We start from the raw sequence: 25,595 nt of genomic DNA on the forward strand, positions 1-25,595 counted from the left end.
TTTATTTATTTTGCTGGGTTTGTGATTCTTTAAGTTGTTTTTCGTCGATCAGGAATACATAGGAATTGTATTTCAGCTTGGCTTTATTGGTTTTTATCAGATTGGCGATCGACTTCGAAGTTGAAGTGAATAATTTGGAACCAATGCTCGTGAAGAATCCTTCTCCTCCCATATCCATCTGTGTCCCCTGTACCGAGTTGCTTCCCATTTCCCGCATCATCTCGCGGAAAACGCTTTGGGGAACATATAGCCCTTTCATTCCATCCAGATCGTAAATAGAGAGATTGACCGGGAATATTTCGCCTTTCGTAAATACTGATATGATCTTCAGTTCGACTCTCTGCATTGAAAATCCTGAGATCTGACCATATAAAATAGAACCTTTGCCGATCTTTCTGTTTCCGACAAAGATGTCTTCTAGCAAGCGAAATCTGATCCTGCTTCCTAAAAATCCTTTGTTGTTTTCATCGATCACTGCTTTGATAAAATCATTTTCTTTTTCCTTATAAAAAGCATTGAATCCACCGTTAATTCCTGATTTACTGACATTGAATGTGGAGCTAAGAAAATCTTCCATCTTTTCCCTGTTGGCTTTGAGCCGCTGTTCTGCCGCCAGTTTACTTTGGTATTCCGGATCTCTGGCTTTTTCCAGGGAATCCATTACAAGCATCTGCTCTTTCAGGTATTTGACGGGATCTGGTTGGATACTTTGTGTCGCCCTAGGATTTTCTGTTGCGTAGTTCGCCTCCGCTTTACCATACGATTTATCATTGAGCATCCGGATCATTTCCGCCGACCTTTTATAATCTTTATCCTCATCATTTTTCTTTGGATCGTAGTAGGATGAAGGATTTCCTTTCCCTGTGTACTGAGTTTGTCTTCCCGCTACCGCTTTCAGCGAATCAATTTTTCTTTTCTGCGCTAATGATAATTGGTCATCATAACTCAAAAGGCTGTCCTGTTCCTTATCCAGTCCTCCAAGCATTGTCCGATTATCATCTTTTTTGAAAAATGCATCGTAGGCATCGTTCTTATTCATAATTGAATCCTTAGTTTCTCCGAGCGAAAGGGAAAGCTCCTTAGGCTTGTCTTTGGGCTTATCCTCTTTCGAGAACTCCGCACCGACGTACCCGAAAAGAAGCAGGAACGGCAGAGCCAGAAGCGGCAGCACATATTTTTTCTGTTTGAAATTAATTTTCTTCATTGCGTTTTGATTTTTAGATGAGAGGTCTTCGTTATTAGCGGCTATTTTTTAACTGCTGGAATCGGTTAAACAGAAACTCTATTCTGAGGCTGTCTACTTTTTGCAGAGAATTCCGGTCTCTTTTTTCTTTCAGGAATTTCAGCTCGCTGACGATCTTTTCCATTTCCGTGTCCTGAGCAGAAGCCGTATTCTGGCTGATCCCACTATTGGAATAAAGAACAGGCGGTTTAATGGTAAAGGTCTTTTGGGAAGGAAAGAAAATACCCTGTATCAGCGATCCTATAAATGAGATCGAAAGAAAGATCATCGAATAGGTAAAGAACCTTTTCGGATTTTTAGCCACACGGTCCAGGAATTTCTGTCCGGTTTCTTTTATAAAAGCATTCATCTTAATAGGAATTTTTAGTTTGATTGGAGAGTTCCTCGTTATCGATGATGCGCCAGTTCTTAAGCAACACCCCGTGAGGATTGTTGGGGCTTCGGATGATGTCTTCAAAAAATCCTTCGGTGATCAGCTTCCGGGTAATGACTGAAGATTTTCTGGTGATCATCTGCTTTCCGAAGAATTGAAATTTATTCTGCTCCATATTGAGGCTGATCGAATCAGCGTGGATGCTGACCATTGAGCTGGAAGCCACGATCTGATTATAAAATCCTTTTTCCCTGAGATTGGTGTATTCCTTTTTCCCACTGTCGTCAATAAGATAGAGTGACTTTTGAATATTCTCCTTGATGTAGGCATCATCCGGAGCGAGGGTAAAAAACAGACGGTGGAACAGTTCGATCTGCGCCTTATATTCAACCGGCCGGTTCAACAGCACATCCGTTTGCTTTGCCAACACCGGAACCCCATTATCGAGAACATAAATCGATCTGCGGGAATCCTGGATCATCCGATAGGAAAAGAAAAACCCGGCAATGACAATGAATATGGCAAAACCAATGGCTGATAAGGATACGATCTTATTGATCTTGATTCTCTGTTCTATATTTTTTATCAACATATTTTATTTCTTTTTGTTATTCATTGCGGTACTCACCCTCCCTGAAGCAGAACCTGTTGCAATAGATTTAGCTGCTGTTGCCGCTGCTGCTGCACCTCCTGTTTTCACAGTCAGTACCGCTGTTTTGGCACTGCTTGCCACCTTTCCTGCCGCATTTTTCATTTTTGTCATCGCACCCGCTCCGCCTGCTGAAACAATACTGTCTGCTATTGTTGGGGTCATCAAAACACCGATACCGGTCACGATGTAAGCGACAAACGTGAAGAGCTGGTTGTAGATCATTCCTGAATTACTGACATAGACCATCAAGGCATCCAGATTGGTCACTGTTCCGTTGGTGACTAAGGTGTCATAGCGTTCTATTTCCATCGTGTAGCCGGAAGCAATAAGCTGCTGCCCGATGTTTATAATGGTGTAGGCGACAAACGTGTAAAGGTTGATATTGATGAATTTGGATACCCAGCTGTACAGCGAATTTTCAAATCCCGGAATGAGGGCCATTCCGACTGCAATAGGACCTAAAATGATAAGGATATAGGCCCAGATCTTCTGAATAAAGAATATCAGATAAACACAGATCCTAAGAATGGAGAGGCAGACAAACTCGATCACCTCGGCGACCAGTTTCTGCATTTGGAACTGCATCCTGATCTGCCATTCCTTGATAGGTTGTAGCAGCTTATCGATCCCGTCGCTGATATCAAACCACGAATCATCTGCATCTTTAGAGGTATTATTGATGACTTCCTGCTTGGCATCTTCTTCGGCATTGAGCTTGATTACGGCATCCAGCAATTGCTGCTGCTTTTTAAACCGCTGCACCCGCAGGTCATTGACCTCAGATTCGATATCGCTGAAAATAGCTATTCCGGGTTCGGCGATGGCCTCGAACGGTGCTTGTATCAGATTGACAAATCCTGTCCAATACACTAAAGTAAAGCCGATCAGAATCGGTTTAAGCATCGGGGTGATTTCCCATTCCCGGTCTCCGGCGGCCATCTGCCATCCCATATAGCCGAGATACATCAATGCACCCAGTCCTCCGATAGCCCTTCCGACCAATGCGGAACCTTGAGCATTGTCCTGAATACTGGTGTCCAGCTTGGTAAAGACCTCCATAAACCACCTTTCAAAAGCGCCGTCCCCCTTGAGAAACTGAAGCAGGTTGCTGTAGTCGCCATCGGTCTGCGCAAAGGTGATGACCGGCAGTAATATTGCCAAAAGGCAAAGAGTTAATTTTTTATTCATCTCTAATATTTGTGTTTATATTGCTGCATCACGTTTTGAACAATTCCTTTGTCTGAGGTAGGTGTCCATTGTGTTGGCAATGCAGTTGGTAAATGGCTGTTCAGGATATTTTTATAATCCAGAAGCAGCGTTGTCCGGTTATTATGCCTACTGAGTTCCTGCACAAATTTTCGCCATCGTATAAGGGTTTCGTGATACATGATGAAACGTTTTCCCCTCGGCATATCCATCGACCTCGACATCGAATATTTTTCCTTGATCAGATCCAGCTCCTCTTGTAATCGTTTTAAGGTGCCGGTCGTATTAAGTGCCTCGTAAGTGGGTTCATCTTTCAGCCGCCATTCGATAAAATTCTGCGGGTTGTCCGGAAATTCCGTGATCGGCGTGAGCATTCGTTTGTAGTACAGTAACCATAGCGGATCCGCATCAACTGTGGCCGAAGTCCAATGTGCCAGATCCTGAACGCTTCTTTTGTATATCGTGTCGGATGCAGCCTTGATCTTCTTAGCTTCCTCTTCCTGGAATTTTAGTTGTGCGAACCGTAGATTCTGTTCTCCGGTAGGCTTCAACGGACGGATATCTTCACCGTCCTTATAATCCCTGTTAATTTTTGGTGCCCACATTCCCCAAACCGTTGCATAGGCAAAATTGGTCTGGATACCCAGGAAATATTTGGGGTATGGCCGCCAGTCTCCCCAGCTCTCAAAGGTCATTCTCTTATGCTGGGCAACGATCGAAGGATCGTTCAGTCGTTTGACACTTATTTGTGCTGATGCTGCAATGGCGACACATACAAAAAGCAAGAATGTCCCCTTTTTAAATAGTATTTCCATAATTCTTAATTGAAGATGTATTTGTATTTGGTGATGATATCTCCGACGATGGCCCTGTCAATGTTGATGTAATTCCTAAGGATCGGAACCTGGTACAGGTACGGTATTTTCCTCGCGTTTTCAAGTCTCATAATAATGTAAAGGATGTTCCCGTGAATATTCCTCACCCGCGTAAACACTTTTTCGATCAGCATTTCGCGATCCATCGCATCCATCAGAAAATCCTTATCCTCGTTCAGAATATCCTGCGTAACTTCCTGCTGGAGCTTTATGACCTGTTTACCTATCTCAACATAATATTTTGAAACCAGCACAGCATACTCGGGATGTTGTGCAGACAGGTCCATCATCTTATTGGAATTGTTGACGATCTTTCCCATATATTGATACAGGTAGATCAGCTTTTTGCTTTGGCTAAGGGCGGAATTGACATTCTTCAGTTGTTGATAGATATACTCCTGAATGGCGATGACCTGGGTCGTCTTATTATTGATATCATCATAGAGCTCCTTTTGTTTTTTGTAAGAATCCAGAAAGGTCTGCTCACTGGCCAGTCGTACGCCGTGATTGACGGTGATCTGTGAGAGCAGTTTATCGTTTATCACAATCTGTTGGCTGTTGATGTCAACAAACGAAGACAGGAAAATTCCGAGTATTATTAGTTTCTGCATCACTAAAAGGATTTTATGTGGTTCATAATGTTTTCCACCACTTGGCGGTCCCTATTGACATAGTATTGGAAGGCTCGTTTGTTCCGCAGTACCTTGGCTTTGATATCCCTTATTTTCAGAAGCATATGGGTTGAATTTCTACTAAGCGACTTAACCTCGCCCAATGCATAATCCAGTAATACCTTTCGTTCCGATTGTTCCATCTGGTTGATGGCGCCGTAAGAGATCACGATCCCGGTCACCAATCTGGTCACCATCTGCAGGTCATCAACAAATTGCACTTGTGAAGGCAAGACCGCTATGATCGAGTAGGGGGCAGTACTGATCTCGTTGATTATCGCTGTCTGATTATCCGTGATCTTGGTAATTTCCCTGCTCACGGCAACGCCTGCCGGAATAGCCTGGATTGCAAATGATACCATACGAAGTCTGTCCTGGACCTTGGTCACCTTGTCTTTGAAATTCTTCCATTGGGATTGGTTGGCCGTTTCCACAGAGGCATTGAGCGTTTGCTTTTGCCGCATCTCTTTCTGCCGGTCGTTTTCTTTCATCGTCGCATTGATCTCAAGATCCATCATCGGGAACGAAACGTTCTCTTTCTCCCAGGCGGGAGTGGAGCTGCCACCGGAAGACATCATCACCATACATATGATAGTAATGAATACGCTTATGAAGATCTTCTTTTGCATTGTACAGGCTTTAAAAATTTCTTTTATAGCGGTTCATAATGTCATCCACAATAGCCTTATCGGTGTTAATGTACCCTGCAAAAGGATTGATGGAATTCCAGAATCCCAACCGATTGGCTTTCTCCAGTCTAAGCCTGATGGCCAATAGCCACAGCTTAAGAGTCTTCACATTTCCGGAAATATTGTGCAGGATCTTATAACGGTCCCCTGCGGTTGCGAGGTTCAGTTCTCCCGATGCCAGGATGTCCGTTACATCGGTTACGATCTTCAGGCTTTGCTCGTAGGTTTTCTGCGAAGCCCTGGTACCAAAGATGGCATACTGGGGATGCTGTGATGCCAGCTGCACCACCTGTGAGGAATACGTATAGCACTTATTCAGTTCGGAATAGATCTCCTGTACCTGGATCCCGTTCTGTAAGGTTCCCGAAACTTCTTTCAATCCTTTCAAAATCTTATTCTGAATGTCATTGGCCGCTACCATCTGGGTTCCGACCCAGGTCTGGGCATCCTTTAGTTTGGACGTTTCATCAATAACTTCATTCTGTTTGGCTTTCAAATTTTCCGAATAGAGGATCATCGCAGCAGTTACGGTCGGATCGATGTAGGTGTTCTGAGCAGATAGCAGTCCAAAGAATCCTAAAAATAAAAGGCTAAGCGTTTTCATACTGATATTCTTTTTTATTTATTAATTCAGAGAAATTGATGTTTCGTTCTTCCAGTTCCTGGGCGATAACCTTGAATACATTTTTCCCAGGATGGGTTTTCTTCAAATTATGGTAGTAGGACTTTACCTTCAGGTCGAGAGGTTTCTGATACAGATTCACCAAAGACACCAGGTTCTCAAGACCGTCACCAAAAGCTTTTAAGTCCGAGACGATCTTTATCAAAGCTTCGTCATAGTTGCCATACTCTTGTACATAATACTCCACGGCTGATTTCTCAGGCTTTTCAGTAGTATAGGTCAGGTATTGTTCAAGGGAGACTTCATTGCCGTAGACCTCACCTTTGGAACCTCGTTTAAGGTAAAACTCCTTGAACCGGCTCCTACCAAGTTTGTTGTTAAGATTGTTGATCGTGAAAATCTTGTTTTGCTCCACTTTGTTCAATGAAAGTAAAGCCGCAATTCGGTCAAAGTTGTCCTTGAATTTGGTCTGGTCAAGAAGAATGAAAGTGTCCGAATTGTTGATAATGGAGTCTTTTACAACTGCATTTCCAATAATATCGTCCAGCTCCTGTGTTACCACTACAGCTTCGCCCCAGAATTTCCGGACGGTTTTGTACAGATAAAGAATGTAGCCTCCCATCAGTTTACTTGCAATCGCTTTCCAGGCTTCTTCAATGATCAGCGCTTTTCTGCGATCTTTTCTGAGTCTCATTTTCTGAATGAATGTGTCCATAATAATCAGAGTCACAATGGGAAAAAGTTTGGGATTATCCTTTACGTTGTCAATCTCAAACACGATGAATGATTCGTCAAACAAAGTGTTATCAGCAGATTCGTTGAGTGTTGTTCCATATCGTCCGCCTTTATAAAAATCACGCAGAACAAATAGAAAAGTTCTCAGGTTGAACTCTCTTTCTGTGATACTGTGTTTCTTATTATTCAGATAAAGAGGAAGAAATTTGTCGCAATAATCATAGAAACCATTGAAGGAAAGTTCTTTTGCATCCAACTTCTCTTCGAGTTCTTTAATCTTTTTAATGATGGCTTTTCTAAAAGACTCATCCCAGTTTTCTTCTGTTTTGTCCTGTTTAATGATCTCATTTGATTTTATGAGAATCAATTGAGTTTCATTGTAAATTCTTCTTCTCTCTTCATCACCCAGTGTTTCATAAGCTTCATAGACTGTATAAAATTTTTCATTGTCATAATCAGGATTATTGATGTTCTTATCCGGATGATAGAATTTTAATAACCTTCTTCCTGCATCCTTGATCTCTTCGGAACTTGCGTTGAAAGCAATTCCTAAAACATCGTAGTAAGTCCGCTCTTCATTAACTTCATTTTCATACTGAGCATAGATATCTTCTTCGTGAATGTTGTATTTATTCAAATAAAGAATTAACTCTTCTGAAGTTTTATTCTCATACCAATCATTTCCCGAATTGAAATATTGATGATAATAAGACATCAGTACATTGTCCAAAATAGATTTCTGGGCAGCTGACATGACGGCATCAGGACCTTGCCAGATCAGAAAAATAAGATTGGTCAAAAATTCAATTTTCTCGATATTGAATTCTTTCTTGTCCATGAGAAAAGGATTCATCGTGATCGGTTTTTCTTCGGTATATTGTATATATCTTCCGCCTACATATGAGCACAGACCAGAGTAAGAGTATCCTGTATCAACAATAACTACATCATAGTTATTTGGTAAATACTGCTCTACAATTGTGTTCATTATAAAGGATTTTCCTGAACCAGAAGGACCGAGAACAAACTTGTTTCTGTTATTAATTCTTCCCGTTTTCATAGGCAGATCGGCTGGATCTATTTTTATAGGAACGCCCTGTCGGTCTGTAAATCGCAGGTAGAAATTGGATTCTTCGTTCACGGGGTAACTTTCTTTAAAAAAAAAACACAATGCGGCCTCGCTTGTTGTCATAAATAGATCGTAATCCCTGAGTTCTGTCGCATTGCCCGGAATTGTTGCCCGAAATAGCTCCAGCTGGTTATATGCATTTTTGGATATGATAATCCCTTTGGTGAATAGCTTATTTTCAATCTGGGACTGTATCCCTTCCATTTCTTCCAGCGTGTTGGTTGAAAACAGTATCGAAAAATGGGCATTGACCACCAGTTGGCCATCAATAGCGATATTATGCAAAAGCGTTTGGATTTCTTCTGCGATGATGGCATTGGAAGGTGAATTGTTAGCGGCACCTTCGTGCTTTTTCTTCTTCTTATCGAGTTCCCTTTGCTGTTGCGCCTGAAGTGAAATGGTAATGACCTGGTTGTAAACGATGGTTTCGTAGTTTTCCAGCTCATTGATAAAGGTAAAATTATCAACCGCTGTTTCGGAAGCTGCTCCGTTTCCACCTAGGATGGAGTAGGGTTCTATTTCAGAAGGCAAATCAATATTTTCCACATCGACATAGGAGATATTTTTGACAAACCGGTTGCCTATTTTCAGATATTCACTGGTACTTTTAATGTTGTCAAATACTGGGATATCTGAAAACTGCATTGACAAAACCCCTGAGATATAATATTCAAAATCTTTCTCGAACAGAAATTGAGGCTCGCATTCGTTTTGCTTCAAAAGCATCCATACTTTCTGGCATTTGTCCCGAAGTTCTTTATAGCTTTTTTCGGAAAAATTGTAGTGCTTATTTTTCTTTTTAAGTTTATCATCAACAATATCCGTGAAGAAAAGCACCGTTTCAATGGTTTTGAAAAGTCGTCCGTCAAAATGCTCTGAATATTTTTGTTGTAAAAATTGATTTGATGGTTCTGCCTTGTATTTTTTCTTGCTGAAGATATCGAGTTTCTGAACGATCCTTCCCTCACCGATGATCGACACGACCTGATTAAGAACCGTATGGAAGTTCAGGTAATTATCGGGATCTGCAGAATACTGCTCCACAGTATTTTTTATTTTGATACCGATAATGGGATTCCCATACTGTCCGAAAAGTACATCAAAGTTCCAACCGTGATCTTTTCCGTGATCATAGCCGATAAAGGGAATATCAAATATTTGTTTTTTCGGTTTCATTTCGTTTTAAAAATGTTTTGTTGTTTAATCTTTTTGGGAAGATCAAGATCTGATCAAAGTTTTTGGTCTTGTTGTAGAGTCCGTATTTGTCCTGCCTGTTGAAGATGAGATAAACGCCACCTCCGGTAGCAGCAAGCCCGATCAAAGAGCCTAGCAATCCGAATTTGGATAAGACCAGTGCGGCAACAACACCTGCACCGATCACTCCAATCGCATAAATGATATACTTTCCCTTAAGCCCGAAGAATACAAGAGGCTTTTTCAACCCCTTGTATAAATAGAAACCCATAACTTAGGCAAAGAATGAGGTTACAAATTCAGGAACAACGATGAGGAAGATCATCGCTCCTCCATAACCAAGGATCTCTTTGTTGACATCCTGATCGCCGTTTGTCCATTTGTTGTATACTCTCAGACCACCGATGAAACCGACCAGTCCCCCTACAGCCTTTAAGATCAGCTTGATAGGATCCCAATAGTCCTTGATGTCATTGGCTGCGTTGGAAATGGCTGTTGCCCCGCCCTGTGCCAGCATGGGCGTGACCGCCATAAGAAGTAGTGCCGCAGTGTATAATTTTTTCGTTGTTGGATAACTTTTGCATTTGTGTTTCATAATACTTGAGATTTTATATTTGAATTGTGTTTTTTAGTTCAGAAAAGGGCATAGGAGGTGTGCTATCCGGCTCAATGGAGCGAATCATCTGAAGATTTAAAAGCTTGGGGTTTCTTTTAGATCATTGAATGGTAGACCTTAAAGCCATCACGGTCTGAAAGGACCTGGACCTGGGTTTCGGCAAGGTTGAGGAATTGGTTGAATTGTTGTTTGAGCTTTAAAGCAGGATCTTCTTTCTTGTGTTTGGATTGAACATTATCTTCTTTTTCAGAAGGAGCTGCTGACAACTCTTTTATCTCATCGCCATGAATATTTTCTTGTTCAACCGAATGGTATTCCTTGAGTTCGTTTATTTCCGTTGAATGTCTATTATTTTCAGGCCTGGTCTCAAATGCATCTATATCCTGCTCGAATTCAAATTTCTGACGCCAGTGTTCTAAATCGTGCGGTTCATCAAATTCTTCGTCAGTTGTAGAAAACAGTTCCTTCTTATTAAATGAAGCGGGTGTATTGAGATGCTCCACATCATCGATGCTGACTGCTTTTATTTGATTTGTATTCTCTTCTGCAAAAGCTGTAAGGGCATATTCTTCACTTTCAGATTGTTTGGCGAGGCCATCCTTTTTCAGAAAAAGGTCGTAGACAATATTTCCTGCGTAATAGAGCAGATAAATGGCCAGGATGATAAGAAATATTTTGATCATTTTAAGTGTTTTTAAAATCGTTATATGTTAATTTCAAGTGTATGGTTGATGTGATCGATCAGTTCATTGAAAGGATGTTTGACCGCATATTTCTGTTCATAGGTCAGTTTTCTCGTATCAATGGTTTGAAGACAGTTCCTTTTGAACACAGGATTTTTCAACAGGATGCCGTATTTAAGGATCTCAGCATCCATTCCTTCCTGGTTATGGTATTTATAGCCTTTGTCATATTTGGAACGGATGAATATTCGCTCTGCCTGGCTTTCAAGCAATCCCAAAAAGTTGATAAAGACCAGCGTCGATTTTGCGGAGACGTTGGAATACTCAAATGGGATCACAATAAAATCACTGTAGATCAGAAGGTCGCTATACCGGGCGTCTAACGTTCCCGCAAGATCAAAAAGGTTGATATCATCGCTTTCTTTCATTTCGATCAGATGCTCAAGATCGGAGAAAGGCTGTTCATTGTCCTCATCAATAATCCTGACTTCATACAGTTTAGGCAGTTCTGATTCTTCATCTTCGATCCATTTGTGATAGAAAGATTTCTGAAAATCAAAATCGAACACATTGACCTTTCTTTCAGATATTCCCGAAATATAATTGGCAAAAGCAATCGCAAGTGTGGTTTTGCCTGTTCCTCCTTTTTGTGTTCCAAAGGTGATAATCATCTTTATTGTTGTTTTTTATCTCTTTTTTCTTCGCTTTTTCAATTCGTTCTCGGACGGGTCTTTTTCTGTTCCGGAAGATTTCATCCATTCAAAAATCATTTTGTTGACCGCTTGCTTTAGCTCGTTTTCGGTATTGTTTTCAGGCTGTTTTTCATCGATCAGTACAGTGTTGAGAAACTTTTGATACTGCTGTTCGCCGACCAAAGATTGCAGCTCTCCGACAAAGTGAAACCTGGCATGGATCGCGTAATATTTTCCTTTCTCGGATCTTAAAAGACTGACTTGATCTCCACCCTGACTTTTAAGATATTCTTTTACATCACTTCTGATGGCATTGAATGTTTCCCTGTTCTTCAGCTTTTTATTCTCAAACAGCATAAAATCGTTCAGCTCATTTCCAGGGTATCTTTCTTTCAGATATTTCAGCATTATCGTTTTGGTTTCCGCATTGGGAATGCTATAATCTTTCAGCTGTTCAAATATCCTTTTATCCATCGTAGCAGAAGTGAATTCAAACAATTCCCCCATCTTCATGATCTCACTGCCTTTATAAACTGTTGCTGTCTTATGATCGATCAACGTGTATCCGAAAGGCATTCGATCATCCTTATGATGAAATACGATGTCGATGCCGAAAGAGTCTCTTAGTTTTTTCTGTAGCTCACTTTCATATTCGATTTCCGGTTTCCAATGATCTTTCAGTTTTTCTATGGGAAGCATGGCTTCCTGTTTTCTGTAATCATCTACTCTAAACACTTTGTTTGAGTATAGCTGCCTGTATTTTGAAAAAATGGCCCTGATCTGCCTGATCCGTCTCTCGCTTTCCTTATTGCTGAAAACAATTTGATCTGCCGAGATCCTTCGCTGCACAATGCCGTTTTTAGAAATGGTAATGGATTTTCCATCATTTGCGTTTTCGGTCAGTTGGTAACCATTTCTGTTGAGCAAAGTTTTCAGCTGCTGAAAAGAGCCAATTTTGTAGTTTAAAAGTTGATTAAATTTTTCCTCTTCATTGATTCCGTAAAGTTTTTCCATCACTTCGGCCAAAGCTTTTTGGGCTTTTAGCTTTTCGTAGCTGTCATCGATCTTTTTCCCGGTTTGTTTATCCACCCTTGTGGAAACAATATGGATGTGATTGTTCTCCGTATCATGGTGAAAAACCACGATATATGGTTGCTGTCCGTAACCCATTTTATCCATAAAATCCTCGCTGATCGCTGCAAGTTCCTCTTTGTTATGCTCCTGAAATTTAGTGGATATCACCGCGTGGAATTGTGGTTTTTGTACCTTCTTGCTTTTCGATACCGCTTTGAGATAATCCCTGACCTGTTGCTTGCCACTGTCCTGATCGATGAATGACGGAAAATTCTTCATCAGCATCAGTTCTCCCTTTCCTTTATCTATCTTCTTATCGTTGTAATCTACTCCGGGAAAGTTTTCTCCTGCCGGCTTCATGAGCTTGACGATCATTTTGAAAGTAATGCGTAAATATTTTCAAATATTATATTCTGCTGTGCTTTCAGTTTTGCTATTTCTGTGAGCTGTGCGGAAAATACTTCTAATTGACTTTCCGAGATGAACTTCTGTCCGTTAACCACTCTTGCCAACTGATTGACATTGGTTTCGATCTTTACAAAGATGTTATCCTGTTTTTCAATGAACTCAAGAACCTTTCTTCTCTCATCATCCATAAGCCTTTTTTCTACAGAATCGATGATCAGGCTGGTCAAGGAAATATTTCGTTCCTTACATGTTTGTTTCCAGTTCTCTTTTGTTTCGTTTTTAATACGGAATAAGATCACTTCAGAATTCGTATTCCCATCTTTTTTCACGGTGAGCTCCAACTCGGAATGCCGTTCACACTTTTCAGGACGTAGGTTCCAACGGCTGGTGGCGGGGGAATGACTTCAGTAGCGAAACCAAAAGAACCATCGGACTTTGCCACTACTTTCTTTGTATAGGCAGAATCTCCGTCTGCATTGGGCATTTGTGAGGGCGTTACACTTAATTTGCCGTTGATATTCAGCCATCTTTCAGAAAAATCGCCTGAGATAAGGGCAAATTTGTAATCAGTATAGTTATTTGTTATACTATCCCAAAAACCATTCTGGTTTGTAGTGACAGGCGTAGAATGAATGGCCAGCTTGTTACTGACGCTTCTATCTCCGACGGCAGGGCTTCCTGCTCCCACACCAATAAAGATATTGTTCGACCCTGAGCGGTTTCCCGTTCCGGATAAATAGCCAATGGCGATATTATCATTTCCCGAAGTGATGTATGACATGGCGCCGGGTCCTATACCAATATTCCTGTTGCCGGATATGGTTCCGTTAGCAATACCGTTCAGTGCCGATACGCCCGCTCCGTAATTCAATTTCCCAGTCACCTTTCCCTGAGACATAGCATAAGCAAATGCTGAGTTCCCTTTGCCGGAGGTTATATTGGAATCTGTTGCCACGATGGTATTGTATTCACCGGTGATCGGACTTCTGGATTTTCCCAGGATATAATTTTCTTTCTGGTCAAAATCGAGTTTAAGGAAATCCTTTACGACAAGTTCTACCGTGGAAGTATTGCCTCTTAGTGCAACCGCTTCCAGTGGATCGTCTTTAGAGATCTCAAGCCACTGCTGTCCATCAAAGTAATACAGTCCCGATCTTGTCAGGTGAACTTCCTGTCCGGTTAGATTGGTTGCAGGAGAGGTCACGAATACGAAAGCTCCTTTTTGTGCCGCTGAATAGGTCTTTGCTGCTAATTCATTACCGGTAATGCGTGGCGGAATGATGCCGTCAAAATGATTTGCATCATTTGGTTTTCCGACCACTTCCAACGTAGCTTTTGGTGTCTGTGTATTAATACCGACCTGTGAAAACAGGTTAACAGTGACCAGTGCAAAAAGTAAGGTTAGGAAATTGTTTTTCATTGTTTGTTTTTTTGTTAAGGTTTATTGTGTTTTTAGAATCGTTCATCATTTTTCGAAATGCTGTTGATAGCATTTTGTATTGGCTTATTTTAAATGAGGTTTCGTCCAGCTTGAATATCCTTTGGCTTCGCCCACTGTATTGGAAGTTATGGCATTTAAAGTTGATGCCGGGATATGAATTGAATTGTTTTGCAGAAAAACGGACATCAGGGCTGTGGAGTTTTCCGTATGGAGCCAGGCGACGTCAGTAGGGAAGTATCCTATTTCATTACAGATATCAGAAATGTTCATGATGGCATCATCTGAAACAGGTTCGGACCCTGCTGTTCGTGAAACCAGAAATTTCACATTGATGATCCCGTCAATTTTTTTGAACGAGACTGCTCCCTCTAAGCCACCAAATTTTTTTGTTCCCAAACTGTAGAATTTCGTAGAGGTAGGATAAGTGTCCTTATGGTCCCAAAGTTTGACAGGCTCACTCCATTTGGAAGATGCCGTAAGTGGACTGTCTGTATTACGGTCAAAAATAAGGATCGTTTGATATTCTACCTTCTGATCGTTTTTTGCAGGTTGCCATAGTTTGCCGTCAAAATAATAGAGCCCAGGCTCTGAAATGTTGATGACCTGCCCGGACAATATGTAAGGCGGAAGTGTTACGAATAGTAGTGCACCCTTCTTTGAGATGGAATAGATTTTCTTTGAAAGCTGATCACCGGTGATGCTTGGTGGAATGATACCATCGTAATGATTAGGGTCGTCAGGTTTTCCGACGACCTGCAAGGTAGCTTCGGGATCTGGTGTATTGATGCCGACCTGCCCCGAGACGGATATCGTTAAAAGGCTAAAGAAAAAGTAAAGAAGTGTTTTCATCTTTTTTTGATTAAGATTTCTGTTGCAAAGTTGTAGCATTAAAACATTGAAAACAATAGTGTTAGAGGGGAGTGGATCAAATAAGAAGAATCTGGATTACTCTGTAGGCCGTGGAGATTAAAAAAGAATAATATGGAATCTAATAGCTTGTTTCAGGAAAAAAAAGAGTTCCGAGGTCTTTTTGACTTTGAAAAAGGCAAGCTGTGATAAGGCCGAGAACATCACAGTTGATGTGATCTACGCTGTAGTGCGTCAGGCGGGTGAAAGGTTAGATGATGTTCTGGCAGTTGTTATCTAGCTTAATGGAAAGATAAGCGACATCAAAAATCGGATGTTACACCAGACAAAAGTTCTTAGGAGGACATTGATATTCCTAATGGCAAACAGTAACATTTATTAGTTTAGACTGATACTGCAAATGTACTATGCAAGTGCTCCATTAAGGAATATTCACTAGAAAACTTTAATATCAAAAACATTTAAAATTATGATCAAAGGTATAAATACAATCACAAAACCAAGTGAATAGGCAAAATATCTCATTAATAATTTTCCTTCTTTTTTTAAAAGCAATCCTATCAAACGGAATAGATAGCAGATCACAGAGATGATGAAATTAACGACAACGATCATGCTGATGTAGTAAGCCATAAAAAATGCAGGTGCAGTAACAATCCCTGAAATAAGTCCGTACAAAGCTCCACACAACAATGATGATCCCAATATTACCAATGCATAACGAACTCCGTTTTTGAAATAAAAACTGAAGTTTAAGTTTTCAAACGATCTTTCTTTTGAAACCTTTACCGCAGCTGTTCCGAAGGTCTTGCTTTTCCTTTGTTTCTTATATCTTGGCCACCAGATGATGATCCCTGTAATAAACAATGCCGGAGGAATCAAACTGCCCAATAATGCCAGAATACGGGTAGGCCATCCGCCGAAAGTCCCATAATGAATAGGGGTGACCCAGCTTAGGTATGACTTCCCTGTATTGGGGAAATCAGTTTCACTGTTGACTAGGATCTTACCGGAATACTGGTCTACGATAAATAGCATACGTTCTCCTGTTTTCGGTATTCCATCTTTGTATACATCAAAACGATAGGATCCATTCTTTTCTTTTGGAATAGAAATACCTTTTATTTTGCTATCTGGGAATAGCTTATATATCTTTTCACTCAGTTGTTTAGGGGACAATGGTTTCTGATAAGGGATGACCTTTGATTTGGAACCGAAAATAGAAGCTGTAGATTGTGGTGACCTGCCATTGAATAAAAACAACAGTGCAATGAACATCGTGTTGAAAGTGATCACCAGACCTGTCAAGGCCAGACTTATTACAACAGGGGCACTGAACACCCCCAATACATTATGCCAGTCATAATTCTGTCTTTTGAAACTGGCCTTAAAATCGACCGAAAGACTCTTTCTCAGATTCTTGATCTTTTTTGGCAACCATAGCCGGATGCCACTGATGGTAAGTATAAGTAAGCAGAGCGCTGACAACCCGACAATATACCTTCCCGCCTGAGGAATAAGCAATGTTCTGTGTATCGTGGTGACAACTCTAATGAATGCACTGCTTGCTATTCTTTTTCCCGACAGCTCTGCTGTATAGGGATTTATAAAATATTCCTGTCCATTATCGGAACCGTAGAACCGATAGGTCGAGAAAGGATTATTCTCATCGGTATCCATGATATATTCGAATTTGATGCCCGGATATTTGGATCGTATGACAGGGATGATCTCTTCTATCGGAATTCTTCTTTGTGTTCTTACAACTTCAAAAAGCTCCGGGTTAAATGCCTGGTCGATCTCATCCTGAAAAACAAGGATACTGCCGGTAAGCCCTACGATGGCCAATATAAATCCGGCAAAGATACCTACGTAAAGATGCCATTTCCCGAACCATCGTTTCTGATGGTATGCCTATTGTATCTTTTTTAATTTCCTAAATCGGAGCGATCGTATTTTTTTCAAAAGCATAATAGTGAGTAGTATAAAAGACCATGAAATTTACTGATAAAGCCCACCGGTCATTATTGATGCAGTATAATTAGAATTTCAAGGCGATACTTGCGATGATCTGACGGGGCATCTGAGGCGTTACGGACCAGTTTCCTGTCCAAATCTCTTCGTTCAGCAGATTATTGGCACGCAGCCCTAAACTATATTTCGGATCGTCATAGGATATTTTCGCACTGACCAGAGAGTAGGCAGGGGCTATGAAAGCTCCATCAGGATTCTGGTTCATCACAAATGTTTCCCCCACATAATTGATTCCCGCACCGACACTCATATTCTTGAGGAACGTTTTGGTAAAATGGTAATGGCCCCAGATGTTGAACTGATTATAGGGTCCGGAACCTGCCGGTCTAAGTCCTTCTATTGAAGGATCTGCCTTTGTCATCTTACTGTCGTTGTAGGCATATCCCACCATCAGGTTGAAGTCAGGGATGGGATTACCTAAAAGTTCCGCTTCAAAGCCTTTGCTTCTTTGAGTCCCATCCTGTATACTGAAGAATATATTGTCAGGATCTGTTCTTACCTTATCATTGACAATGATGTTATAGTAGCTCATATTTCCTGTGAACAGCCCCTTAAAGAAGGCAAACTTGACACCGGTTTCCCACTGGAAGGCGTGCTCAGGTTTGAAAGAATTATTATTTTCATCTGTTCCGGCAACATTTTTAAATCCGGACTGGTAGTTGGCAAATAAGGAGACCTTGTCCAGGACAGGTTGGTAGACGATACCAAATTTTGGAGAAAATGCGGTCTGATTGTAGCCGCCATCCCAGGTATTGGTAACTCCGTTATAACTTCCTTTTTCATTGAAGCGGTCATATCTCACCCCGGCATTGAAAAGCAGGCTTTCAGTAATGTTAAGCACGTCATTTACATAAGCACTGTAGATATTCGTATTGTTGCCATAAGTTGTCTTCTTTGCCTGATTGTTTTGTAATAATTTATCTACGGCATAACGTTCAAAATCGTAGTAATTTGGATTATCGCCATTGATCTTTACGACATCGAAAATAGACTCATAGGGAACTGTGAATAGTTTCCCGGTATAATTACGCCAGTTGGAAACACCATTGTAATGATAATAATCGATTCCGATGACCATGCGATTTCTGAGATTTCCTATATTGAAATCTCCCACAAAATTCTGTTGGATGTCGTGCGCATCCACGGAACTCTCATATTTTCTTGAAGTTCTGGCCATATAATCTGCGCCAGCCGTTCCATAATTGATCTGTCCTGTCGGAAACGAAGTAAGAATGGCCTCTACCATATTGGGTAATATGATATGCCTGCTTTCATACCCTTCATCTGATCCCGAACTGAAAATGCCTGCTGTCACCGATTTCCACTGTGGATTTATCCTGTATTCTGCCTCGAAATTAATATTAAATCCCTTGGAGCCGGAAGTCATATTCTTATTGGTAAAAGAACGTTTACGGTCCAGACCAATTTCATTCACATTGTTAGTGCCGAAAGCATCCTTTACAGTGGTAGGTAACTGACATAAGATATGGTCTATATTGGCTTGTGGAACATTTTGACCGGTCAGGATCTGTTGCAGATACTGCTTCACGGAAGAGGGAAGGATAGAAAACATATATGCGTTTACCTTTCCGGCGGTCTGAGTGCTGAATATTTCCGTATTGACCGTGAATTTCAGATCGTCATTGGGTTGATAGGAGAATGATGGGGCAACCAGAACATTTCTTACATACCCTCCATTATCCATAAAAGTTCCCTGATTGGTATAGGATGCATTGAGCCTAGACAAAAGCGTTCTTTCCTGATTTACCGGTAAGTTGACATCCAGGCCGACTCTCTGGAAATTATAAGAACCGAAACTGGCCTCTGTAGCAACATTCAGTTCCTTGTAGGGCTGTTTTGTGACCCTGTTGATCAATCCTCCGTAGGTTGTGACAACACCTCCGAACAAGGTGGCGGACGGTCCTTTTATCACCTCTATCCTGGAAACATTCTGAACATCCGTTGGTAAGGCGATGTCACTTGCCAATCCGTTGGTTGCACGTATCTGAGTGGAAAAACCTCTCATCACGAAACTGGCTCCGCCGTACATAATATTGCCTGCCCAACCATCATTTGATTTATTTAGTCCCGGCGCATAGCGCACGACATCTTCCAGATCATAAATTTTTTGCTGTGTAATAAGCCTGCTGGTAATTCCTGTATAGACCTGGGGATTTTCGAGATTTTTTAATGGAATTTTTCCCACATATTCACTTTTATCGGCAATCACGGATCTAGTGCCAATGATCTCGACCTGATCAATATCTTTTGATTTCAATGAATCATTCGCTTGCTGAGCACCTAGAAATGCCGATAGAAGCAAACAAGGAATTACTGCTTTATTCATAGTTTAAAATTTTCGGCAAATTTATATAATTTTTATTTATTCTAATTAATAATAGTTTTAATTTAATATTCTGTTGATATCTGCAATACTGGTGGATACAGTTTTCCTTGTCAATCCAGTGTCATTTCAATCTATGTTATCTTTCGGAGCGGTCGGCCACAGATACCTGGCCTTGTCGGATCATGATGCTTATTGGTCCCTTTTAAAGTGATCAGGCAATGAACAGGATCTTCAATCGGCCTGATCCACCGATCATAGGTCATAGAAATGTCGGAACTGCCAGATGCTATGAACTTCTATTTCGTCGTAAATAACAATATCTTTGCTATGAATCTATTAGAAGTGAATCGAGATATGTCAGAACAGGAAGTCAATTAACCGATCTATTCTCCAACATCGGTCATCGGGATTTTCAGTAATGCGCTGAAGCTCAATGCTACCGTCAACCTGATCTATCTCAAAGGACGGTATTCTTACGGAGGCGGTAGGTCGGGCCTTATTTCAAAACGCATCCTGAAGTCGCTATTGATCTTCTAGGCCAGCATAGATCGAGTGATAGCGAATATCTCCGGAAGTCAGTAGGCAATTCGTTAAGGGATATCAGCAAGAAGTATGGAGAACTGGTGAAAATGGAAATATCAAAATGGGACCTTCAGGATCAGCGTATTGCTTTCACTTGCGATCATGTGCTAAAAAGACACTGATAAGATTTTTTTGGAGAAAAATATTTAAAAACAAATAATTAAAACCATGAAAAAAATATTGATTATTAACGGCCATCCGAACAAAGCATCTTTTAATTTTGGAATTGCTGAAGCCTATAAAAAGGGAGCTGTTGAATCCGGCGCTGAAGTAAAGGAAATTATTATTGCGGAGCTCAATTTTAACCCTAACCTTCAGTTCGGATATCAGAAAATAATGGAACTGGAACCTGATCTTACGGAAGCTTGGGAAAAGATCATCTGGGCAGATCATCTTGTATGGGTCCATCCTGTATGGTGGGGAGGCTTACCTGCGATCACGAAGGGATTTGTTGACAGGTTGTTTTTGCCGGGACGCGCCTTTAAGTACAGAGAAAATTCTGTCTGGTGGGACAAACTCCTGAAAGGCAGGACAGCGCATATTATTACAACATTGGATCAACCGGGCTTATATTACAGGTTAATGTTCGGAAGGCCGAGTGTAAATCAGCTCAAAAAATCGGTTTTACAATTTTGTGGGATAAAACCGGTAAAAGTTACCTACATCGGAATCATTAAAACCTCCAATGACCATCAGCGCAAAGTTTGGCTTGAGAAAGTAAGATCGGCGGGCATCAGACAAAGTTAATTTTTCTAAACTTATTCTTTGATAAAATATTATCTAAAATTTTAGCATTTTCTAAAGTTCAGGTAATTGATCAATAAAACTTATTAATAAAATAATATTATTTGTAGAATGTCCTGATTTCCGGTTTGATTACCTGCTTTCTTCCTGAAGCAATTGTTTCGGAGGACATGATCATCAAAAGTTTGTCAGAATTTGGAATCAACACCATTGAAGATATCTGTTAGAACCTAATCTAATATTTATTAAATTCAGCTTTTAATAGGAAAAGATCATTGATCATTATCTCACTTTTGCTTTTAAAAGTGAACATGGATGCGCAATTAAAAAACAATCATCTAAAACAACAGAAAAATATGAACAACACAACAATCCTGCATACGGCCAATGAATATGTGTCAAAAGGCGATTATGAAAGTTTCTTGGCTTACTGTACCTCTGATACGAAGTGGGTATTTGTAGGCGAGCGTATCCTTAATGGAAAAGGGGAGGTTCGGGCTTATATGAAAGAATTCTATATCGAACCACCGGTATTTGACGTTGAATTGGCTATCGAGGACGGCAACTTTGTTACGGTAACAGGCAGCATCAGTTTAAAAAATAAGACCGGAAAATATGAACATTTTGACTATTGTGATATCTGGCGATTTGAAGATGGGAAAATTGCGGAGCTGAAAGCATTCGTCATAGAGAAGAAACCTTAAAGGTTGAACTGCGGGTTAATGGATACGATTGTTGTCAATGTGGAATAGAATATTCCACATTGCAACTTTCAGTTCTATTTTTCCAACAGCTCCATTGCTTTTATGATTTTCTTGTCCCTCTTAAGATCTTCAAGGTTATCACCCTGCAGAACCTCAACATCAGGCTTGATATTCCCTCTGTAGATATTTAATTTTCTGTCTACTACATGATCGGTAGACAGATTCAGCCCAGCATCCTTATTGATCCTGAAACCTTGTACAGCCGTCGTGTAGTCTGCTGTCGGTTCACCTACTACATACGTATTCTTTCTTCCGATCAATGATATGGCGGTCATTTCACCGGCGCTGGCGGTGTAACAGCTGGTCAGAACAACGATCGGTATATCTTTTCTGATCGGAACTGTTAACGGGACCTGCCTTATAAGTTCAATACCATCGATCATCATTTTGCCATCTTTGATCTCCCATTGCCCTGATGATTCCCCTTTTGAATTTATGAAGCCACCGAAAACAATATTGTCACTGCCGATGAATTCCTTCATGCCAAGTAAGATCGGGTACATATTGCCACCGGTGTTAACTCTCAGGTCAATGATCCAGGACTTGATCTTTGCTGAGTTGACTTTATTGATATGGGTGGTGATATCGTTCGCAATACTATCAACCTTTTTAAAGCCGAAGTCATCATTGCCCGGTATCCTGATATAGCCGATTGTTTTATCGATCAGCTGGCTGACCACGGCCTTCTCAGTTTTTAACTTTTCCTTCAGGTATGCATTGGCGGAACCTGCGGGTTGGGTCCATCCGTAAGTTTTGCCCTTGTATTTAAGGCCACCGTGATAGTCGTTGAGCAGTTTGAAAACCTCGGTGTATAATGGAGCCAGGTCTGAAACTGAGTCAAGGTTTCGTGCTTTATTGTATAATGTACTTTCGATCAACTTGATGTTGGACGTTTCGACCGCATTTAATCGGATCAGATCGATGGAGGTATCCACAAATGATCTGATGCTGTCATTTCTAAAAGTTTGCGAGGAAGAAGAAGTATAAAACAGTAGAAAGATGCAGAAGAGAAAAGATTTGATCATGGTCGAATTAAAAGGTGGTAAAGAATATTCCAAAGATAAGGAATATGCTGTAATTGTCCTTCTAAGGCTATAAAAAGTGTTTATGTGTTACCAAGATTTTAATAATAAGATCTTTTAAGCAAGACAGTTATATCCGACATTCGTAAAATGCAGTGACCTCAATGATATCTGATATATTCCTTTCAAATCATTTGATCAGCAATCTCAATATGCATTGGGCAAGTGAGGTTACCTGATTTTCTATAGCAAATCTATTCCGTTGTCCCTGCTGAAAAAAATCTTTTTGGGTATCCGTGACCGGAGATCCCGGAGCCTCCGCAAAAAGATTTCAGGCCTTTATCAATATCGCTTCTTACTGTTTTTCTGGAATTGATTTCGGTTTTCATTGGGACTGCCTGAATCGTGTATCTGCATAGAAAAGTCAGAAACCTCACAAGATGCAAATGCAGTTCATTGAAATTTTGATCCTTATGATTACCCTTGGTATCAGTTCGTATATCTGAAATTAGGATAGAGTATTCATCATCAGATGTTATTATATCAAATTGATCAGATGATCCGATCCGTAAAATAGATGATGCCTTCTGTAAACCGTTTGATACCCATTCGTAAAATAAATGAAACGATCAGGTAAAATAGAAAGGTCAAGATTTCCTTCAAGCTGCAATCTACAGGTTTTTTAACAGCAGGTGCGGGAAAAACAGGTCTCCGCCGCACACGGAGCAAGTCAGATGAAATTCAATATTGTCAACGAAATTAAGCTGAGCTATTCAAGAAAGGGAAATTGTGAAAGATCAATATCGTCATCAAGGGATGCGGTCGAGGTCTTCAGGGCGCATTTTGATGCGGATGAGATGGATTACAGGGAAGCTTTCTTTGCCTTGTATCTGAACCAGGCGAATAAGGTATTGGGTATTAAGAAAATTTCCGAATGCGGGATCTCTTCGACACTGGTGGATGTACGGATCGTGATGCAGGCGGCCCTGCTTTGCAACGCGACAGCAATGATTGTTGCCCATAACCATCCTTCCGGAAATCTGAAGCCGTCGACAGCGGATATTCAAATGACATCTCAGATCAAAGACGCGGGAAAGATTCTAAATATTTCCCTGCTGGATCATGTGATCCTGACATCGGATTCTCATTTTTCCTTTGCGGATGATGGGTTGATGTAGATTCTTAAAAGCTGTCTTGGGATATACTGCAAAGCTCTCAGGCTTTTACGAAGCGATGAAATTGTAAAAGTTGGGAGTTTCTGAGAATGGGTTTTCTTAAGACAGCTTTTTAAAAATCCATCTTACAATGTTGTTGAAATATATCAAATCCTATCTTTTGCAGAATCTATCGCACTATTGCAGGTGTTTCAAACAAGATTGTACATCAATTTTAATTAAAGACTAAAGACAATAATAACAACTCATAAAATCAACGTTATGAATAATACAATTAATAGCACATCAATTTCAGAAGTCAATACCTTATTGGTACTTCACCACAGTAATAATTCTGTTGGAATGGTTCAGAATGTCAATGAAAATGGACATCTTATCGATGTTGCTCCAGATTCTGATGGTGTCGATTCAATGATACGAATCGATTCGTCAGCGGAGTCTTTTACCGAATTCTATGCGGATTTTTACAGTCAGCTTAAAAATCCCGAAGTCTATTCATTTTTTAAGGTGACAGAATTTGAAGCGGTAGAAACTGCGCTAGGATTACAGGATTACATTGACAGTTCTTCATCGATCGATAGAGAAGATCTGAAGCAATATGAGGTTTCGATTGATACTGTTGAGGTTTTGAGGAATAAAAAGAAAATGAATAGTTATAGCTCGAATAGTATTACTTATTCTAAGAAACCATCTGCTGAGGTCATTAACCCAAGATACCGTTATCAGATCGAAGATGTAGACTGGAATGCGGTAGCTAAGATTGGACTTGATCGGGAGATGTTGGAAAAGTGTAATGTTTTTGGATGAATTACTGAAAGGATTTAAGACTTCGGTATTACTTCCTGTACGAAGTGATGATGGGAAAGAGAGCGGTACTTTTAATGCCAGGTTACAGTTGAAATTAAATGACAGTGGGGAAGTGGTACTTCACGTTTACAGATCACAAAAAATGCCTGATTTCAGGAAGAAGTTTTTAGGTCATAAGTTTTCAAAAGAAGACCGATTGAATCTTTTGAACTCAGGCAATATGGGCAGGGTTGTGGCTCTTGTGAATCCGGTGACGGGTGAGGTTATTCCGTCATTGATTAGCAGGGATAAGCTGACCAACGAACTGTTTTTTTTGCCCATCGATTTCGTCAGAATTCCTGCGGTGGTCTGTGGCGTGATTTTGAGTTCGGAACAGCAGGAGGCTCTTCGTTCGGGAAAACCGTTGTTTGTAGAAAATTTAGTGTCTAAACATAACAGGCTTTTTAATGCGACTTTGCAGTTTAATGCAGAAAAGCAGTGGTTGGAGTTTTTCTTTAACAAGAGATTGAAAGGAGGTAATAATGAACATTGCTTTGAGTTTGTAGTTCCTTCAACTTTCAGAGGTAAAGCTCTTCGTAGATGGCAGCTCGAGAAACTAAAGGCAGGAGAGACGGCATATATCAGGGGGCTTATAAGTAAGAAAGGAAAGACGTATCAGGGGTATATTCATTTCGATAAGGAGATTGGGAGGATTGTGTTTTCATTTAAGAAGCCATGTAAATGATGATTGAGAGCTGAAGTTAGAGCGTAGTTTTAGCTGTTTTAATGGTGTTTCTGAACCTGTAGAGTGTTAGGCTTTACAGGTTTTTGGGGTTGTGGAATGGGAAAGTTCGGGGCAAAAATGCATTTCCTTCCTGCGGTCGGAAACGCATTTTTGCAGAAATTGGTGCAACAATATTTCAAAAAATTCTAGGTGAGAGTTGGATGTTTTTTGAAAAAAGGTTGCGGGA

The 25,595-nt window shown here is 40.5% G+C and carries 25 protein-coding genes and 1 pseudogene; 5 read left to right on the forward strand and 21 right to left on the reverse strand.

Annotated features, from left to right (window positions below; all coding sequences use genetic code 11):
- Position 1 precedes the first annotated feature (1 nt).
- The 19 genes and pseudogenes from traM to MKJ01_RS10090 all read right to left on the reverse strand — a co-directional run bounded on the left by traM (position 2) and on the right by MKJ01_RS10090 (position 19,551).
- On the reverse strand, positions 2 to 1,204 hold the full coding sequence (traM, locus tag MKJ01_RS10000) for a conjugative transposon protein TraM (protein ID WP_241613765.1): 1,203 nt from the start codon (positions 1,202 to 1,204) through the stop codon (positions 2 to 4).
- A gap of 34 nt (positions 1,205 to 1,238) precedes the next feature.
- Entirely contained in the window at positions 1,239 to 1,592 is a 354-nt protein-coding gene (locus MKJ01_RS10005) for a hypothetical protein (protein WP_241613764.1), read from the reverse strand.
- A 1-nt stretch (position 1,593) separates the two neighbouring features.
- The gene (traK, locus tag MKJ01_RS10010; RefSeq protein ID WP_241613763.1) at positions 1,594 to 2,208 is read right to left on the reverse strand and encodes a conjugative transposon protein TraK; all 615 of its coding nucleotides are present in this window, start codon (positions 2,206 to 2,208) and stop codon (positions 1,594 to 1,596) included.
- 3 nt (positions 2,209 to 2,211) lie between these two features.
- Positions 2,212 to 3,456: a hypothetical protein gene (locus tag MKJ01_RS10015; protein WP_241613762.1), complete on the reverse strand. Its 1,245-nt coding sequence runs from the start codon at positions 3,454 to 3,456 to the stop codon at positions 2,212 to 2,214.
- Positions 3,457 to 3,458: 2 nt separating this feature from the next.
- Positions 3,459 to 4,289, reverse strand: coding sequence for a hypothetical protein (locus MKJ01_RS10020; RefSeq protein WP_241613761.1), 831 nt, complete (start codon positions 4,287 to 4,289; stop codon positions 3,459 to 3,461).
- A gap of 5 nt (positions 4,290 to 4,294) precedes the next feature.
- Positions 4,295 to 4,960 carry a hypothetical protein gene (locus tag MKJ01_RS10025; RefSeq protein WP_241613759.1) on the reverse strand — a complete coding sequence of 222 codons (666 nt, stop codon included), beginning with the start codon at positions 4,958 to 4,960 and terminating at the stop codon, positions 4,295 to 4,297.
- Positions 4,961 to 4,962: 2 nt separating this feature from the next.
- Entirely contained in the window at positions 4,963 to 5,649 is a 687-nt protein-coding gene (locus MKJ01_RS10030; protein ID WP_241613757.1) for a hypothetical protein, read from the reverse strand.
- Between the two features lie 10 nt (positions 5,650 to 5,659).
- On the reverse strand, positions 5,660 to 6,313 hold the full coding sequence (locus MKJ01_RS10035) for a hypothetical protein (RefSeq protein ID WP_241613756.1): 654 nt from the start codon (positions 6,311 to 6,313) through the stop codon (positions 5,660 to 5,662).
- On the reverse strand, positions 6,300 to 9,371 hold the full coding sequence (locus MKJ01_RS10040) for a TraG family conjugative transposon ATPase (protein ID WP_241613755.1): 3,072 nt from the start codon (positions 9,369 to 9,371) through the stop codon (positions 6,300 to 6,302). Before MKJ01_RS10040 ends, MKJ01_RS10035 begins: the two co-directional genes overlap by 14 nt.
- Positions 9,346 to 9,660, reverse strand: coding sequence for a hypothetical protein (locus tag MKJ01_RS10045; RefSeq protein ID WP_241613754.1), 315 nt, complete (start codon positions 9,658 to 9,660; stop codon positions 9,346 to 9,348). The genes MKJ01_RS10040 and MKJ01_RS10045 overlap by 26 nt, the downstream gene beginning before the upstream one ends.
- A 3-nt stretch (positions 9,661 to 9,663) precedes the next feature.
- Positions 9,664 to 9,984, reverse strand: a complete 321-nt coding sequence (locus tag MKJ01_RS10050) for a DUF4134 domain-containing protein (protein WP_241613753.1) — start codon at positions 9,982 to 9,984, stop codon at positions 9,664 to 9,666.
- A 116-nt stretch (positions 9,985 to 10,100) separates the two neighbouring features.
- Positions 10,101 to 10,688 carry a hypothetical protein gene (locus MKJ01_RS10055; protein ID WP_241613752.1) on the reverse strand — a complete coding sequence of 196 codons (588 nt, stop codon included), beginning with the start codon at positions 10,686 to 10,688 and terminating at the stop codon, positions 10,101 to 10,103.
- Positions 10,689 to 10,708: 20 nt separating this feature from the next.
- Positions 10,709 to 11,359 (reverse strand): ParA family protein, encoded by a 651-nt coding sequence (locus tag MKJ01_RS10060; RefSeq protein WP_241613751.1) that lies wholly within the window; start codon positions 11,357 to 11,359, stop codon positions 10,709 to 10,711.
- Positions 11,360 to 11,374: 15 nt separating this feature from the next.
- Positions 11,375 to 12,829 carry a relaxase/mobilization nuclease domain-containing protein gene (locus tag MKJ01_RS10065; RefSeq protein WP_241613750.1) on the reverse strand — a complete coding sequence of 485 codons (1,455 nt, stop codon included), beginning with the start codon at positions 12,827 to 12,829 and terminating at the stop codon, positions 11,375 to 11,377.
- Positions 12,826 to 13,191, reverse strand: a complete 366-nt coding sequence (gene mobC, locus MKJ01_RS10070; RefSeq protein ID WP_241613749.1) for a plasmid mobilization relaxosome protein MobC — start codon at positions 13,189 to 13,191, stop codon at positions 12,826 to 12,828. Before mobC ends, MKJ01_RS10065 begins: the two co-directional genes overlap by 4 nt.
- Positions 13,188 to 14,282: a hypothetical protein gene (locus tag MKJ01_RS10075; protein WP_241613748.1), complete on the reverse strand. Its 1,095-nt coding sequence runs from the start codon at positions 14,280 to 14,282 to the stop codon at positions 13,188 to 13,190. Before MKJ01_RS10075 ends, mobC begins: the two co-directional genes overlap by 4 nt.
- Positions 14,283 to 14,366: 84 nt before the next feature.
- Positions 14,367 to 15,152 carry a hypothetical protein gene (locus MKJ01_RS10080; RefSeq protein ID WP_241613745.1) on the reverse strand — a complete coding sequence of 262 codons (786 nt, stop codon included), beginning with the start codon at positions 15,150 to 15,152 and terminating at the stop codon, positions 14,367 to 14,369.
- A 453-nt stretch (positions 15,153 to 15,605) separates the two neighbouring features.
- Positions 15,606 to 17,045, reverse strand: a pseudogene (locus MKJ01_RS10085) (PepSY-associated TM helix domain-containing protein); the annotation flags it as partial.
- Positions 17,046 to 17,211: 166 nt separating this feature from the next.
- Entirely contained in the window at positions 17,212 to 19,551 is a 2,340-nt protein-coding gene (locus MKJ01_RS10090; protein ID WP_241613741.1) for a TonB-dependent siderophore receptor, read from the reverse strand.
- A gap of 750 nt (positions 19,552 to 20,301) precedes the next feature.
- On the opposite strand from MKJ01_RS10090, the gene MKJ01_RS10095 reads away from it, so the two are divergent.
- A complete protein-coding gene (locus tag MKJ01_RS10095; protein ID WP_241613740.1) occupies positions 20,302 to 20,880 on the forward strand; it encodes an NAD(P)H-dependent oxidoreductase in 579 nt (192 codons plus the stop codon).
- Positions 20,881 to 21,233: 353 nt separating this feature from the next.
- Positions 21,234 to 21,581 carry a nuclear transport factor 2 family protein gene (locus tag MKJ01_RS10100; protein WP_241613738.1) on the forward strand — a complete coding sequence of 116 codons (348 nt, stop codon included), beginning with the start codon at positions 21,234 to 21,236 and terminating at the stop codon, positions 21,579 to 21,581.
- A gap of 74 nt (positions 21,582 to 21,655) precedes the next feature.
- Here the strand turns inward: MKJ01_RS10100 and MKJ01_RS10105 are convergent, their stop codons facing one another.
- Together MKJ01_RS10105 and MKJ01_RS18825 are read right to left on the reverse strand one after the other, a co-directional pair.
- Entirely contained in the window at positions 21,656 to 22,666 is a 1,011-nt protein-coding gene (locus MKJ01_RS10105; protein WP_241613736.1) for a S41 family peptidase, read from the reverse strand.
- Positions 22,667 to 22,917: 251 nt separating this feature from the next.
- On the reverse strand, positions 22,918 to 23,052 hold the full coding sequence (locus tag MKJ01_RS18825) for a hypothetical protein (protein WP_302850484.1): 135 nt from the start codon (positions 23,050 to 23,052) through the stop codon (positions 22,918 to 22,920).
- A 303-nt stretch (positions 23,053 to 23,355) separates the two neighbouring features.
- Here MKJ01_RS18825 and MKJ01_RS10110 point away from each other — a divergent pair, with 303 nt between their 5' ends.
- From MKJ01_RS10110 to MKJ01_RS10120, 3 genes are all read left to right on the forward strand, one after another.
- Entirely contained in the window at positions 23,356 to 23,841 is a 486-nt protein-coding gene (locus tag MKJ01_RS10110) for a RadC family protein (RefSeq protein WP_241632596.1), read from the forward strand.
- Positions 23,842 to 24,099: 258 nt separating this feature from the next.
- Entirely contained in the window at positions 24,100 to 24,645 is a 546-nt protein-coding gene (locus tag MKJ01_RS10115) for a DUF4099 domain-containing protein (RefSeq protein ID WP_241613732.1), read from the forward strand.
- Entirely contained in the window at positions 24,638 to 25,369 is a 732-nt protein-coding gene (locus MKJ01_RS10120) for a DUF3945 domain-containing protein (RefSeq protein ID WP_241613731.1), read from the forward strand. The genes MKJ01_RS10115 and MKJ01_RS10120 overlap by 8 nt, the downstream gene beginning before the upstream one ends.
- Positions 25,370 to 25,595 lie beyond the last annotated feature (226 nt).

It is taken from the genome of Chryseobacterium sp. SSA4.19 (assembly GCF_022601875.1).
Taxonomy (GTDB): Bacteria; Bacteroidota; Bacteroidia; order Flavobacteriales; family Weeksellaceae; genus Chryseobacterium.

What these genes read in the sequence shown, in the direction of transcription:
- traM (WP_241613765.1), bottom strand. Translation starts at nt 1,204, where the DNA reads ATGAAGAAAATTAATTTCAAACAGAAAAAATATGTGCTGCCGCTTCTG.
- MKJ01_RS10005 (WP_241613764.1), bottom strand. Translation starts at nt 1,592, where the DNA reads ATGAATGCTTTTATAAAAGAAACCGGACAGAAATTCCTGGACCGTGTG.
- traK (WP_241613763.1), bottom strand. Translation starts at nt 2,208, where the DNA reads ATGTTGATAAAAAATATAGAACAGAGAATCAAGATCAATAAGATCGTA.
- MKJ01_RS10015 (WP_241613762.1), bottom strand. Translation starts at nt 3,456, where the DNA reads ATGAATAAAAAATTAACTCTTTGCCTTTTGGCAATATTACTGCCGGTC.
- MKJ01_RS10020 (WP_241613761.1), bottom strand. Translation starts at nt 4,289, where the DNA reads ATGGAAATACTATTTAAAAAGGGGACATTCTTGCTTTTTGTATGTGTC.
- MKJ01_RS10025 (WP_241613759.1), bottom strand. Translation starts at nt 4,960, where the DNA reads ATGCAGAAACTAATAATACTCGGAATTTTCCTGTCTTCGTTTGTTGAC.
- MKJ01_RS10030 (WP_241613757.1), bottom strand. Translation starts at nt 5,649, where the DNA reads ATGCAAAAGAAGATCTTCATAAGCGTATTCATTACTATCATATGTATG.
- MKJ01_RS10035 (WP_241613756.1), bottom strand. Translation starts at nt 6,313, where the DNA reads ATGAAAACGCTTAGCCTTTTATTTTTAGGATTCTTTGGACTGCTATCT.
- MKJ01_RS10040 (WP_241613755.1), bottom strand. Translation starts at nt 9,371, where the DNA reads ATGAAACCGAAAAAACAAATATTTGATATTCCCTTTATCGGCTATGAT.
- MKJ01_RS10045 (WP_241613754.1), bottom strand. Translation starts at nt 9,660, where the DNA reads ATGGGTTTCTATTTATACAAGGGGTTGAAAAAGCCTCTTGTATTCTTC.
- MKJ01_RS10050 (WP_241613753.1), bottom strand. Translation starts at nt 9,984, where the DNA reads ATGAAACACAAATGCAAAAGTTATCCAACAACGAAAAAATTATACACT.
- MKJ01_RS10055 (WP_241613752.1), bottom strand. Translation starts at nt 10,688, where the DNA reads ATGATCAAAATATTTCTTATCATCCTGGCCATTTATCTGCTCTATTAC.
- MKJ01_RS10060 (WP_241613751.1), bottom strand. Translation starts at nt 11,359, where the DNA reads ATGATTATCACCTTTGGAACACAAAAAGGAGGAACAGGCAAAACCACA.
- MKJ01_RS10065 (WP_241613750.1), bottom strand. Translation starts at nt 12,829, where the DNA reads ATGATCGTCAAGCTCATGAAGCCGGCAGGAGAAAACTTTCCCGGAGTA.
- MKJ01_RS10075 (WP_241613748.1), bottom strand. Translation starts at nt 14,282, where the DNA reads ATGAAAAACAATTTCCTAACCTTACTTTTTGCACTGGTCACTGTTAAC.
- MKJ01_RS10080 (WP_241613745.1), bottom strand. Translation starts at nt 15,152, where the DNA reads ATGAAAACACTTCTTTACTTTTTCTTTAGCCTTTTAACGATATCCGTC.
- MKJ01_RS10090 (WP_241613741.1), bottom strand. Translation starts at nt 19,551, where the DNA reads ATGAATAAAGCAGTAATTCCTTGTTTGCTTCTATCGGCATTTCTAGGT.
- MKJ01_RS10095 (WP_241613740.1), top strand. Translation starts at nt 20,302, where the DNA reads ATGAAAAAAATATTGATTATTAACGGCCATCCGAACAAAGCATCTTTT.
- MKJ01_RS10100 (WP_241613738.1), top strand. Translation starts at nt 21,234, where the DNA reads ATGAACAACACAACAATCCTGCATACGGCCAATGAATATGTGTCAAAA.
- MKJ01_RS10105 (WP_241613736.1), bottom strand. Translation starts at nt 22,666, where the DNA reads ATGATCAAATCTTTTCTCTTCTGCATCTTTCTACTGTTTTATACTTCT.
- MKJ01_RS18825 (WP_302850484.1), bottom strand. Translation starts at nt 23,052, where the DNA reads ATGAAAACCGAAATCAATTCCAGAAAAACAGTAAGAAGCGATATTGAT.
- MKJ01_RS10115 (WP_241613732.1), top strand. Translation starts at nt 24,100, where the DNA reads ATGAATAATACAATTAATAGCACATCAATTTCAGAAGTCAATACCTTA.